Raw genomic sequence first — 13,345 nt, forward strand, 5'->3', positions numbered from 1 at the left:
GATCGAGTGGGCGCGGAATACGGGGGTGCGCCGATGCTCGGCCGACGTCGATCCGAAGTCGCTGCGGTGCAGCGGGTTTCGTTGTCACGGGAACGTGCACGCGCACTCCTTCGCGGCAGCGGAGTCGAACGCGATATACGTCGGCGAAGCGATCCGCGAGGCAAATAAAACGAACGCCTGACCGCCGTTTTCATCCGGTCCAACCCGCCTCGACCTGGTCGGAAGAAAAAGTCGAACTGAACTGGATTCATTACTGAATACAGGGTTCAAAAGCGCTCTTACCAGCGCGAACACAACAACCGAGCCGCTCGGAGCCATATTTTTCATTTCCTCTTCCACAGGCCATTCCCGCTCGCTATCGTGTGTTCGTTAGGCGAATATCAATCCCCCGGAAAGGACCGAGTGGAGATGACTGAAAAGTCGAAGAAAACGCCTAAGAAAATGCCGAAGCAGATGCCGAGGCAGCAGCAGCAACAGCGCCAAGAGCAGGACATCCGCGAGGGCGCTGACATGGAAGGCCGTCGGGGCAACCGGTCCGAGATGCCCGACCGGCGCGGCGAGCAGGAGCGCCGCCGCTAGCTGATCTGCGCCACCCGCGCCGCCGGCCCCACCTCCTCCCGGGACCGGCGGCCGCGGTCGTTTCGGGGCCCTCGTGCTTACCCCGGAGGTAATTGCCACCCCGCGCGAGGCGGACCTACCGTCGGTTCGACGCCATCTCCGGCGTCGTCGAACGAAGGAACCACACGCCATGTCCGCCTATGGCTTCGCCCATCTCCGCAGTCGCAGGCCGCATCCCGACATCCTCGAATACCTGGAGCGCATCCAGGCCACCTTGGACCCGTTCGGCGGCCGCTTCGTCATCCACGGCTCCCCTGCCGAGGTCGTGGAAGGCGACTGGCCCGGCAGCATGGTGCTGATCGAGTTCCCCGGGATGACCGAGGCGCGGGAGTGGTATCACTCGCCCGCTTATCAGGAGATCCTGCCGCTGCGCGCCGATCACATCGACGGCGACCTGCTGCTCATCGAGGGCGTCGGCCCCGACTACGACCCGCGCGAACGCGCCGCCAAACTGCGCGCCGGGGCGGCCTGACGCGATTTCGGCTCGCCGTCCGGCGTCCGATACCGTTGACCAGGCACGACCCGGTTCGACGCGAAGGATGCGCCTGATGGACGACAGCTCACTGGTCTGGGACGACGGCACGCTCGTCACCATCGACCAGCGCGGACTGCCGCACGAGGTGCGTGAGCTGCGGCTGAGCACCGTCGACCAGGTCATCGACGCGATCGAGACGCTGGCCGTTCGCGGCGCGCCCGCCATCGGCATCGCGGGCGCGTTCGGCGTCGTCATCGCCACCGCCGCGCACACCGTAGGCGGCGTGGTGGACGAGACCGCGGCGCAGGCCGAAGCGGACCGGATCGCGGCGGCCCGGCCGACGGCGGTCAATCTGGCCTGGGCGGTGCGGCGGGTCCGGGCGAAGGTGGGCAGGGGCGCCGATGCGGTCCTCGCCGAGACCCTCGACATGCTGGCCGAAGACGGCCGGGTCAACCGGGCCGCCGCCACCAACGCCGCCGACCTGGTGCAGCGCCTGTGTCCGGACCGGCCGCTGCGCGTGCTCACCCATTGCAACACCGGACGACTCGCGACCAGCGCGTTCGGCACCGCCATCGGCACGCTGCGGGTGCTGTCCGAGCGCGGCGCGATCGAGCAGGTGCTGGTGGACGAGACCCGCCCGCTGCTGCAAGGCGCCCGCCTGACCACGTGGGAACTGGCCGAGGCGGGCATCCCGCACCGGCTGACCATCGATTCCGCCGCCGCCTGGGCGATGGCGACCGGACAGGTCGACTGCGTGCTGGTCGGCGCCGACCGGGTCACCGCCAACGGCGACGTCGCCAACAAGATCGGCACCTACGGTCTCGCGCTCGCCGCCCGCCACCACGGCATCCCGTTCGTCGTGGTGGCCCCGGAGTCGACCCGCGACCTCTCGATGGCCACCGGCCGGGAGATCGTCGTGGAGGAACGCGCGGCGGCCGAGGTGACCGGATTCGGCGGTGTGGCAACGGCTCCCGCGCACACCGAGGTCTTCAACCCGGCCTTCGACGTCACGCCCGCCGATTTGGTGACCGCGGTGGTCACCGAAGAGGGTGTGGTGCACCGGTCCGATCGGTCGCCCGGCGCGGAAATCACGGACCTCGCCCGCGAGCTGTACCGGCGCGGCTGGATGCCGGGTACGGCGGGCAATATCTCCGTGCGCACCGGCGCGACCGCCGTGGTCACCGGGAGCGGGCTGTCCAAAGGGGAGCTCACCGAGCGCGACATGGTCACCGTGCGCGTCGCGGACTCCGCGCCCGTGACCGATCAGGGGCGCAAACCCTCCGCGGAGACGACGATCCACACCGCCGTCTACCGGGCCCGTCCGGCGCAAGCGGTCGTGCACATCCATCCGCCGTTCGCCACGGCACTGGCCACCCGCTCGGCGACGCCGGGAATGCTCGGCACGCTGCGGATCACCGACTACGAGTTGATCAAGGGACTCGGTGGCGGCGATCCGGCCGTCGCGGACATCCCGGTCTTCCCGAACTGGCCCGAGGTGCCGCGCATCGGGGCCGACATCGAGCGCTATCTCCTCGACCACCCCGACGCGCTTCCTGTCCTGATCATCGCCGGGCACGGGATCACAGCGTGGGGCGATGATCTCGCCCAGGCGCGCGATCGCGCCGAATGCCTGGAAGCATTGTGTGAGCTGGTGTGCCGCACCGGTAGTCCGGCGGCGTTCGGCCCGCGCGACGATTTTCTCGAGATTGGACTGACATGACCCTGCTGCAGGTGATGGCCGCCGACAACGCGGCCGACGTGCGCGTACGCACCAGCGACGACGAGATGATCGGCACCGAACTCGCCAGGCACGGCATCACGTTCGGCCGCTGGCCGGTGGTGGAGAACGCCGCGTCGGTGCCGTCGGAGGAGTTGCTCGCGCACTACGAGACGAACGTCGCCGAACTGAACGAGACCGGGCGCTACAAGCACGTCGACATCGCCCGCATCCACCCCGACGACGCCGACCCGCAGTGGCCGGAGATCGCCAAGGGCGCCCGAGGGAAGTTCCTCGACGAGCACCGCCACGCCGAAGACGAGGTGCGCTTCTTCGCCGCCGGGCGCGGTTGCTTCTACCTGCACCTGGGCGAGGAAGTTCTCGCGGTGGTCTGCGAGGGCGGCGATCTGCTCTCGGTTCCGGCGGGCACGCTGCACTGGTTCGACATGGGCGAACGCCCCGACTTCATCGCCATCCGCTTCTTCGAGGAGGAGGACGGCTGGGTCGGCGACTTCACCGGCGACAAGATCAGCGCGGGCTTCCCCACCCTCGACGAGCTGCTCACCGCGCCGTGATCGACGCCGTCGTCGTCGACATCGAGGGCACCACCAGTCCCACCGCCGCGGTTCGCGAAGACCTGTACGGCTACACCCGCGAACGGCTTCCGGAGTGGCTGGCCGAGAACAGCTCCGCGGCCGCGGCGCCCGTGCTGGCCGCGACCAGGCAGCTGGCCGGGCGGCCGGACGCGGACCCGGCCGAAGTCGCCGCGATCCTGCGCGGGTGGCTCGACACCGACGTGAAGGCCGAGCCTTTGAAGACCGCGCAGGGTCTGATCTGCGCGGAGGGTTTCCGCAGCGGCGCACTGCACGGCGAGTTCTTCCCCGACGTGCCACCGGCCCTGGCCGCGTGGCACGCCGCGGGTCTCGCGCTGTACGTCTACTCCTCGGGATCGATTCGCAATCAGCAGGATTGGTTCGCCTTCGCGCATGGAGGCAGTCTGTCCGGCCTGATCAGCGGGTACTTCGATCTGTCGACGGCGGGCGGAAAACGCGAGGCGTCCTCCTACGACAAGATCGCGGGCGCCATCGGCGCACCCGCCGAGCGCATCCTGTTCCTGTCCGATCACCCGGACGAACTCGACGCCGCCGTCGCCGCTGGGTGGCGAGTGGTCGGGCTGGCCCGACCCGGCGAACCCAATCCACCTCGGCCGCCACACCACTGGGTCGACACGTTCGCCGACATCAACCCCGCCGACCAGGTCTGATCGCGCAGATAACCTCCTCGGAACCGCGACCACTTTCGGCCGGATCGACCGAGCCGCGCGTCGGTCCATATGCCGATGTCGTTTCCGTCCACCGTGGGGCCGTGTTGCGAGAGGACGGCGTTACCGCGAGTCGGCAGCCGTTCCACCACCGCACGGCCGATCCGTCGTCCACCGCCGGTTGTCATGAGCGACAGTGTCACCCGGCGGGTGGTAGCCAGACTGGCGACGCCACCCGGACCCGATCGAGGCGACGGCGGATCGGGCGGAGCCTGGAGCACAGTGCAATTGATCGACGTCGAGCGAATTCACAGCGAATTGTGATTACGCTTACAATACGTTGCCACCGAGCCGCGAGCGAAACTCGCCGGAACACTGGAAAAATGCCCCACTGAAGATCGATCCAATGTGTTAACAAATGTAAAGCACTGGAGAACCCGCCGTTTCCAAAGCATCACCGACATGCGTGCGGGCGGACTCCTCGGATCCGATTTTGTCCAGTTCAGAGCCGTTTGCCCCTGGTCGGCCCAGCGGATGCCGCCCGATAGCACCGCGCTACCGTGACCGTGAGGTTGCGCCGGTCTCACAACTCACCACCCTTCCGAATGGGCTGTGAGAAAGACGTTTGGTCAGCCGTGCGCGCCTCTTTACAGTCGGAACATCAACCCGATCGCACAGCTCGAAGGGGACGTCGTGGTTAATTCGCGTACCCAGGGTCATACACCCTCCGCCCCGGCCACCGACGCCGGGGACGCGCTCCTGCGGCTGGGGAAATATTTCCACCGGGGCGAGATATCGTCCGATCAGCGGACGCTGCACAAGGTCGGCGGTCGCAGCGCCGACGAGTTCTACCGGGATCGCTGGTCGCACGACAAGGTGGTGCGCTCCACGCACGGCGTGAACTGCACCGGGTCCTGTTCGTGGAAGATCTACGTCAAAGACGGTGTGATCACCTGGGAGTCACAGCAGACCGACTACCCCTCCGTGGGCTCGGACAAGCCGGAGTACGAGCCGCGCGGCTGCCCGCGCGGCGCGTCGTTCTCCTGGTACACCTATTCGCCCGCCCGGGTGCGCTACCCGTACGTGCGCGGCACGTTGCTGGAGCTGTACCGGGAAGCCAAGTCCCGGCTCAAGGATCCGGTGCTGGCCTGGGGCGAGATCGTCGAAGACCCCGAGAAGGCGCGCAGCTACAAGGCCGCGAGGGGCAAGGGCGGATTCGTCCGCGCCGAGTGGTGGGAGGCGGCCGAGATCGCCGCTGCCGCACACGTTTACACGATCAAGCAGTACGGCCCGGACCGGGTGGCCGGGTTCTCGCCGATCCCCGCCATGTCGATGGTCAGCCACGCCGTCGGCGCCCGCTTCATCTCGCTGCTCGGCGGCTCCATGCTGTCGTTCTACGACTGGTACGCCGACTTGCCGGTGGCATCGCCGCAGGTGTTCGGCGACCAGACCGACGTGCCGGAGTCCGCGGACTGGTTCGACGCGGGCTATCTCATCATGTGGGGCTCGAACGTGCCGGTCACCCGGACGCCGGACGCGCACTACATGACCGAGGCCCGCTACCGGGGCCAGAAGGTGGTCGTGGTCTCCCCCGACTACGCCGACAACACCAAGTTCGCCGACGAGTGGGTGCCCGCGCGTCCCGGCACCGATGCCGCGCTGGCCATGGCGATGGGCCACGTGGTGCTGAAGGAGTTCTTCGTCGAGAAGTCGACGCCGCGATTCCTCGACTACATCAAGCGCTACACCGATCTGCCGTACCTGATCACGCTGGACGAGCGCGACGGGGCCTACCTGCCCGGCAAGTTCCTCACCGCCGCCGACCTGGGCCGCACCGGCGAGGGCGTCGAGTTCCAGACGGTGCTGCTGGACGCGCAGGCGCAGCCGGTGGTGCCGAACGGGTCGCTCGGTCATCGGTTCGGCGAAGCGGGAACCGGCCGCTGGAACCTCGATCTCGGGGACGTCGATCCCCTTCTGAGTCTGTACGGCCGCACCGACGATGCTGCGGCTGTACAGATTCCCCGCTTCGACAGCGACGTTCCCGGCGTGCTCGTGCGCGGCGTGCCGACCACGACCGTCGCGGGCAAACGTGTCACCACGGTCTTCGATCTGCTGCTCGCCCAGTACGGCGTCGGTCGCGACGGACTGCCCGGCACGTGGCCGAGCGGCTACGACGACGCGACCGAGCCCTACACCCCGGCCTGGCAGGAAGCCATCACCGGCGTGCCCGCCGTGCAGGCCCAGCGCATCGCGCGGGAGTTCGCCGACAACGCCGACCGGTCCGGCGGCCGCTCGATGATCCTGATGGGCGCGGGCACCAACCATTGGTTCCACTCCGATCAGATCTACCGCGCGTTCTTCACCCTTACCCTGCTGACCGGCTGCCAGGGCGTGAACGGCGGCGGCTGGGCGCATTACGTCGGGCAGGAGAAGTGCCGCCCGGTCACCGGCTGGTCCACCCTGGCCTTCGGCCTGGACTGGCAGCGCCCGCCGCGGCAGATGCAGGGCACCGTGTTCTGGTACCTGACCAACGACCAGTGGCGCTACGACCCGTTCACCGCCGAGTCGTTCGCCTCTCCGCTCGGCACGGGCAAGTTCGCCGGGCGCACGGCCGCCGACAACATCGCGCTGGCCAGCCGGCTGGGCTGGATGCCGAGCTACCCCACCTTCGACCGCAACCCGCTCGACCTGGTCGACGAGGCCGAGGCCGCGGGCAAGACCGCGCCGGAGCACGTGGTGGACGGGTTGAAGTCCGGCGACCTGAAATTCGCCTGCGAGGACCCGGACGCGCCGGAGAACTTCCCACGCTGCCTGACCGTGTGGCGGGCGAACCTGCTCGGTTCCTCCGGCAAGGGCAACGAGTACTTCCAGCGCCACCTGCTCGGCGCCGACTCCAACCTGCAGGGCGCCGAAGCCACCGGCGTGCGGCCGCAGGAGCTGAACTGGCGGGAGACCGCCGCCACCGGCAAGCTGGACCTGCTGCTGTCGCTGGACTTCCGGATGACCAGCACCACGCTGTTCTCCGACATCGTGCTGCCCGCCGCCACCTGGTACGAGAAGCACGACCTGTCCTCCACCGACATGCACCCGTTCGTGCACGCGTTCTCCCCGGCCATCTCGCCGCCCTGGGAGGCCAAGACCGACTTCGACGCCTTCCACCGGATCGCGCGCGGCTTCTCCTGGATGGCCGAGAAGCACTTGGGCAAGCGCAAGGACATCGTCGCCGTTCCGTTGCAGCACGACTCGCCGGACGCGACGGCGCAGGCGGGCGGCCGCGTGCTGGACTGGAAAGCCGGTGAGTGCGAGCCGATTCCGGGCAAGACCATGCCGAAGCTGGTCGTGGTCGAACGCGATTACCCGAAGATCGCGGAGAAGATGGCCGCGCTCGGGCCGCTGGTCGACACGCTCGGCGTCACCACCAAGGGCGTCACCACCTATCCCGACCAAGAGGTGGAGTACCTGGCCGGGGTGAACGGCACGGTCGTGTCCGGTGTCGCGCAGGGCCGCCCGTCGCTGGCCAAGGACACGCACGCGGCCGAGGCGATCCTCGCGCTGTCGGGCACCACCAACGGCAGGCTCGCGGTGGAGGGCTTCCACGCGCTGGAACGCCGCACCGGAACGAAACTGGCCGACCTGGCCGCCGAGCACGAGGGCAAGCGGATCACCTTCGCCGACACCCAGGCGCGCCCGGTGCCGGTGATCACCTCGCCGGAGTGGTCGGGCAGCGAGACCGGCGGACGCCGGTACTCGCCGTTCACCATCAACACCGAGCGGCTCAAGCCCTGGCACACGCTCACCGGGCGGCAGCACTTCTACCTCGATCACGACTGGATGATCGAGCTCGGCGAGCAGCTGCCGATCTTCCGTCCGCCGCTGGACATGACCGCGCTGTTCCGCGAGCCCTCGATCGGCGAGGTCGGCGAGCGGGGCGTCACGGTGCGTTACCTGACGCCGCACTCGAAATGGTCGATCCACTCCGCCTACCAGGACAACCTGCACATGCTCACGCTCTCGCGCGGCGGTCAGACGATCTGGATGTCCGATCGCGACGCGGCGAAGATCGGCGTGGCCGACAACGACTGGATCGAGGCGATCAACCGCAACGGCATCGTGGTGGCTCGCGCCATCGTCAGCCACCGGATGCCGGAGGGCACGGTGTTCATGTACCACGCCCAGGACCGCGCGGTGGACGTGCCGCGTATCGAGGGCATCGGCGAGGACACCAAGGGCCGGGGCAAGCGCGGCGGCATCCACAACGCGCTCACCCGCATCATGATCAAGCCCTCGCATCTCATCGGCGGCTACGCGCAGCAGTCCTTCGCGCTGAACTACCACGGCCCCACCGGAAATCAACGCGACGAGGTGACCACGATTCGCAGGCGCTCGCAGGAAGTGGAGTACTGACATGGGCGAGCGCGGCACGCGGACACCATCCACCGACGCGAGAAAGCGGTACTGACATGCGCGTCATGGCACAGCTGGCCATGGTGATGAACCTGGACAAATGCATCGGCTGCCACACCTGCTCGGTCACCTGCAAGCAGGCGTGGACCAACCGCGGCGGCACCGAGTACGTCTGGTTCAACAACGTGGAAACCCGCCCCGGGCAAGGCTATCCGCGGCAGTACCAGGATCAGGAGAAGTGGAAGGGCGGCTGGACGCTGAACAAGCGCGGCAAGCTCACCCTGAAGTCCGGCTCCCGGCTGAAGCGGCTGCTGAACATCTTCGCCAACCCGGATCTGCCCACGGTCGAGGACTACTACGAGCCGTGGAGCTACGACTACGACAACCTGCTGTCCTCCCCGCCGGTCGACACGACGCCGGTCGCGCGGCCCAAATCACTGATCACCGGCCAGGACACGCAGGTCACCTGGGGCGCCAACTGGGACGACGACCTCGGCTCCGGCCCCGAGCAGGTCGGCAAGGACCCGCTGCTGGCGAAGCTGTCGGAGCAGGTGAAACTGGAGTTCGAAGAGACCTTCATGTTCTACCTGCCGCGCATCTGCGAGCACTGCCTGAACCCCTCCTGCGCGGCGTCCTGCCCCTCCGGCGCGATCTACAAGCGCGCGGAGGACGGCATCGTGCTGGTGGATCAGGACAAGTGCCGCGGCTGGCGGCAGTGCGTGTCGGGCTGCCCGTACAAGAAGATCTACTTCAACCACAAGACGGGCAAGGCGGAGAAGTGCACCTTCTGCTACCCGCGCGTGGAGGTCGGTATTCCGACGGTGTGCTCGGAGACCTGCGTCGGGCGGCTGCGCTACATCGGCGTCATGCTCTACGACGCCGACGCGGTGCTCGAGGCCGCGTCGGTAACCGACGACAAGGATCTCTACCCGTCGCAGCTCGGGGTGTTCCTCAATCCCCATGACCCGCGGGTGATCGCGGAGGCGGAGCGGGCCGGGATCTCGCCGGAATGGATTCAGGCCGCCCAGGATTCGCCGGTCTACAAGCTGATCGTGGACTATCAGATCGCGCTGCCGCTGCATCCGGAGTACCGCACCATGCCGATGGTCTGGTACGTGCCGCCGCTGTCGCCCGTGGTCGACGTGCTCAGCGAGACCGGCCACGACGGCGAGAACGTGTCCAACCTGTTCGGCGCGATCGACGCGCTGCGCATTCCGGTGGAGTACCTGGCCGAGCTGTTCACCGCGGGCGAGGTCGGGCCGGTGCGCGCTTCGTTGCAGCGCCTCGCGGCGATGCGCTCGTTCATGCGGTCGGTGAACCTCGGTGAGGAGCCCGATCCCTCGATCGCGCCGTCGGTGCGGCTGGAGCCCGAGGAGATCGAGGCGATGTACCGGCTGCTGGCCATCGCCAAGTACGAGCACCGCTATGTCATCCCGAGCGGCGCGGGAGCCCGTGCGCACGAACTGGATTCGCTCGCCACCGGGTGCAGCCTGGACACCGACGGCGGTCCGGGCATGACGGCGTTCGATCAGATGGTGGAGAAGTTCCATCTCACCGACGCCAACGACGCCGCGCCGGAGCAGAAGTCGTCCCGGATCAACCTGCTGAACTGGGATGGCAAGAGCACCGAGGGCCTGGTGCCGAGCAATGGCGCCGCGAACGGCAACGGGCACGCCGACGGCACGAGCAACGGGCACTCGGGTAACGGCCACGCGAACGGCGCAGGCGACGGGCTCGCAGGCAACGGGCACGGCGCGGGCAACGGCGACGGCTCGGGCAGCGTCGCGGGTGATCCGGCCTCCGCGCCGAGCGGAGCGGGGCGATGAGCCTGCTGAAGTTGCGCCGCCGCCCGGAAGCGGTGGTCGAACTCGCCCAGCGCGACCGCCAGCTGGTGTGGCGAATCGCCGCATTGCTGCTGGACTACCCCACCGAGCAAACACTGGCCATGATCGACCAATTGACCAGCGCCGCAGCCGATCTACCCGACGAGGTGCGCACACACCTGAGCGGATGCCTCGACTACCTGCGGACCACCCCGCCGCTGGAACTCGCGGCCGCCTACGTCGCGACCTTCGACATGCGCCGCCGCGCCAGCCTGCACCTGACCTTCTACGCCTACGGCGACACGCGCAAGCGCGGAATGGCGTTGCTGCGTTTCAAGCACGCCTACCGGCACGCGGGTGTCGAACTCGGGGACGAGGAACTGCCCGACCATCTGCCGGTGCTGCTGGAGTTCGCCGCCACCGTCGACCCGATCGGCGGCGAACGGCTGCTCGGCGAGCACGTTCCGGTGCTGGAGCTGCTGCGACTTTCGCTGTCGGACAACAACTCCCCCTACGCGGGAGTGCTCGGGGCGATCGGGGCGACGCTGCCGCCGCCCACCACCGCCGACCGCAGGCGCATCGCCGAACTCGCCGCCCAGGGCCCGCCCGAGGAGGAAGTCGGGCTGGAGCCCTTCACGATGGACCCCTCCCTGTTCGACGGATCGGAAGGCCGACGATGAACGCATCCCCGCATCTGCCGGTCGCGCTGTGGCTGATCCTGCCGTACGTCGCGTTCACCTCCTTCGTGCTCGGGCACCTGTGGCGCTACCGCAACGACCAGTTCGGCTGGACCACCCGTTCCTCGCAGATCTACGAGAGCCGCCTGCTGCGGCTGGGCAGTCCGCTGTTCCACTTCGGCATGCTCGGGGTGTTCGGCGGGCACGTGCTCGGCGTGCTCATCCCGGAGTCGTGGACCTCGGCGGTCGGGATCTCCGAGCACGTGTATCACGTGGTCGCCGTCGCGGCGGGGTCGCTGGCCGGGCTGGCCGTGCTGGCCGGTGTCGGCATCCTGCTCTACCGGCGATTCACCGTTCCCGCCGTCCGCAAGGCGACCACGGGCAACGACAAGCTGATGTACGGGCTGCTGACCGCCGCACTGGTCACCGGCCTGCTCAACACCTGGGGCAGCAACCTGCTGTGGGGCACCTACAACTATCGCGAGACTGTCTCGCCCTGGTTCCGCAGCCTGTTCACGCTCACCCCGCAACCCGAGCTCATGGTGGACACCCCGTGGACCTTCCAATTGCACGGGCTGGTCGTGCTCGCCCTGATCGGGCTGTGGCCCTACACCCGGCTCGTGCACATGTTCAGTGCGCCGGTCGGCTACCTGGTGCGGCCGTACGTGGTCTACCGCAGCAAGGAATACGACGCCCCCGACAAGCGCCGCTACGCCCGCGCGTGGGACGCGCCCGTGACCCCCGAACGCTGGCGCTGACGACGCCGTCGCGCGAGACCCCGCCCGGACAACGGCGTCCCGGCGGGGTCTTCGGCGTTCCCGGCGCCTGATCAGGCGTTGTCGTAGGCGTTCTGGAGAGCCTCGACATCGAGCTTGGACATCGACCGCAAGGCGGTGCCGACGGCGATGGTCTTCGCGGGATCGTCACCGCTCATCAATTTCGGCAGCGCCGAGGGCACCACCTGCCAGGACAGGCCGTAGCGGTCCTTCAGCCAGCCGCACGGGCCGGGCTCGCCGCCGTCCGCGGTGAGCGCGTCCCACAGGCGGTCGACCTCGTCCTGGGTGTCCACGACCACTTGCAGCGATGCGGCATCGGTGTGCGGGTGGTCCGGTCCGCCGTTCATCAGCGTGACCGCCTGACCGTCCAGGTCCAGCGAGACGATGAACGCCGAGCCGTCGGAGTTGCGGGAGACCTCGGCCACGCGCGAGTTCGGGATCACCGCGGCGTACAGGGCGGCGGCTTCCTCGGCGGCGTTGTCGAACCAGAGGAACGTGTTGACGGACATGATGTGCTCCTGTGTTGTGGCGTGACTTGCTGTCACCCACTGGTCGGGGCCGCTCGCTCGCCTTCGACACAGTTCGCGAAGTTTCTCGAAATTTTTTTTCGACCTCTACCGCCGAGTGATCGCTGAAACAGGTTCGCCAGCCTGCGAGTTCCCAGCTTTCCGCAGGCAGAACCCATCGACCCATCGGGTAACCAGGCATACGCTGAAGTTTGGCCGCTGCCATGTGGTCTATCCCACTTCTGGGGACGTCAAAGTCTCGCCGCCCCGGCTCAGCAAAGCCGTGGCGGCGGAGACGAGCAAGGAGTGAGCAATGAAAGGTGGAGCAAGAATCGCGTTAGGGGTGGGCCTCGGGTACCTGCTCGGCCGCACGAAGAAAATGCGCTTCGCGATGACGCTGGCGGGAGCCGCGATGGCGAGACGATCCGCGGGAACACCCGCCGAACTGCTCGAGCGCGGCACGGAGCTGCTCAAATCGACGCCGGAGCTGACCAAGATCACCGACACCGTGCGCGACGAGTTGCTCGGCGCGGTGCGTTCGGCCGCGGTCACCGCGGCGAGCAACCGCATGGACGCGCTCAGCAACCGGTTACAGCAGGGGACGACGCTCCTGGCGGGCGAAGAACAACGCGGCTCACAGGAGGCGGATGAGGAGGACGAAGAGCAAGAGCAACAGCCTGAGGACGAGTACGAGGACGAAGAGCAAGAGGGCGAGTACGAGGACCAGGAGCAAGAGCCCGAGGACGAGTACGAGGACCAGGAGCAAGAGCCCGAGGACGAGTACGAGGACCAGGACGAGGACGAGGACGAGGACGAAGATCGAACGCCCGAGGACGAGCACGAAGAGGAAGAACAAGAGCCCGAGGACGAGGACGATTCCGAGCGGGGCGAGGAAGAGGACGACACCGAGCGGCCTGCCGCGCGGACGCGCACTCGCCGTTCGAGCACCACCGCCAAGCGCGGAGCGAGCTCGCGGACCGCCGACCGTTCGTCCGACTCCGCGGATCGTAAGCCGTCCGGGACTTCCGGCCGCCGCCGTACTCGCGCCGAGGCCGGCCAGGCCCCCGTGCGCCGCACGAGGAGGTGAC

At 68.0% G+C, this 13,345-nt stretch carries 11 protein-coding genes; 10 read left to right on the plus strand and 1 reads right to left on the minus strand.

What is annotated here, in order from left to right:
• Positions 1 to 408: 408 nt before the first annotated feature.
• From ACWESM_RS33845 to narI, 9 genes are all read left to right on the plus strand, one after another.
• Positions 409 to 579: a hypothetical protein gene (locus ACWESM_RS33845; protein WP_356960775.1), complete on the plus strand. Its 171-nt coding sequence runs from the start codon at positions 409 to 411 to the stop codon at positions 577 to 579.
• Positions 580 to 748: 169 nt separating this feature from the next.
• Entirely contained in the window at positions 749 to 1,090 is a 342-nt protein-coding gene (locus ACWESM_RS33850; protein WP_356960774.1) for a DUF1330 domain-containing protein, read from the plus strand.
• A 76-nt stretch (positions 1,091 to 1,166) separates the two neighbouring features.
• Positions 1,167 to 2,813 (plus strand): S-methyl-5-thioribose-1-phosphate isomerase, encoded by a 1,647-nt coding sequence (gene mtnA, locus ACWESM_RS33855; protein ID WP_452495243.1) that lies wholly within the window; start codon positions 1,167 to 1,169, stop codon positions 2,811 to 2,813.
• Positions 2,810 to 3,385 (plus strand): 1,2-dihydroxy-3-keto-5-methylthiopentene dioxygenase, encoded by a 576-nt coding sequence (locus tag ACWESM_RS33860; RefSeq protein ID WP_452495245.1) that lies wholly within the window; start codon positions 2,810 to 2,812, stop codon positions 3,383 to 3,385. The genes mtnA and ACWESM_RS33860 overlap by 4 nt, the downstream gene beginning before the upstream one ends.
• Positions 3,382 to 4,074, plus strand: coding sequence for an acireductone synthase (gene mtnC, locus ACWESM_RS33865; protein WP_452495247.1), 693 nt, complete (start codon positions 3,382 to 3,384; stop codon positions 4,072 to 4,074). Before ACWESM_RS33860 ends, mtnC begins: the two co-directional genes overlap by 4 nt.
• A 690-nt stretch (positions 4,075 to 4,764) precedes the next feature.
• Positions 4,765 to 8,475 (plus strand): nitrate reductase subunit alpha, encoded by a 3,711-nt coding sequence (locus ACWESM_RS33870; RefSeq protein WP_355079736.1) that lies wholly within the window; start codon positions 4,765 to 4,767, stop codon positions 8,473 to 8,475.
• Positions 8,476 to 8,540: 65 nt separating this feature from the next.
• On the plus strand, positions 8,541 to 10,301 hold the full coding sequence (gene narH / locus ACWESM_RS33875) for a nitrate reductase subunit beta (protein WP_356962401.1): 1,761 nt from the start codon (positions 8,541 to 8,543) through the stop codon (positions 10,299 to 10,301).
• The gene (narJ, locus tag ACWESM_RS33880) at positions 10,298 to 10,978 is read left to right on the plus strand and encodes a nitrate reductase molybdenum cofactor assembly chaperone (protein ID WP_452495249.1); all 681 of its coding nucleotides are present in this window, start codon (positions 10,298 to 10,300) and stop codon (positions 10,976 to 10,978) included. The genes narH and narJ overlap by 4 nt, the downstream gene beginning before the upstream one ends.
• Positions 10,975 to 11,733 carry a respiratory nitrate reductase subunit gamma gene (gene narI / locus ACWESM_RS33885; protein WP_355079740.1) on the plus strand — a complete coding sequence of 253 codons (759 nt, stop codon included), beginning with the start codon at positions 10,975 to 10,977 and terminating at the stop codon, positions 11,731 to 11,733. The genes narJ and narI overlap by 4 nt, the downstream gene beginning before the upstream one ends.
• 71 nt (positions 11,734 to 11,804) lie before the next feature.
• On the opposite strand, the gene ACWESM_RS33890 is transcribed toward narI, so the two are convergent.
• Positions 11,805 to 12,260 (minus strand): VOC family protein, encoded by a 456-nt coding sequence (locus ACWESM_RS33890; RefSeq protein WP_452495251.1) that lies wholly within the window; start codon positions 12,258 to 12,260, stop codon positions 11,805 to 11,807.
• Between the two features lie 409 nt (positions 12,261 to 12,669).
• On the opposite strand from ACWESM_RS33890, the gene ACWESM_RS33895 reads away from it, so the two are divergent.
• The gene (locus tag ACWESM_RS33895; RefSeq protein ID WP_452495253.1) at positions 12,670 to 13,344 is read left to right on the plus strand and encodes a hypothetical protein; all 675 of its coding nucleotides are present in this window, start codon (positions 12,670 to 12,672) and stop codon (positions 13,342 to 13,344) included.
• The last annotated feature ends 1 nt before the right edge of the window (position 13,345 follow it).

The organism is Nocardia sp. NPDC003999 (assembly GCF_053604885.1).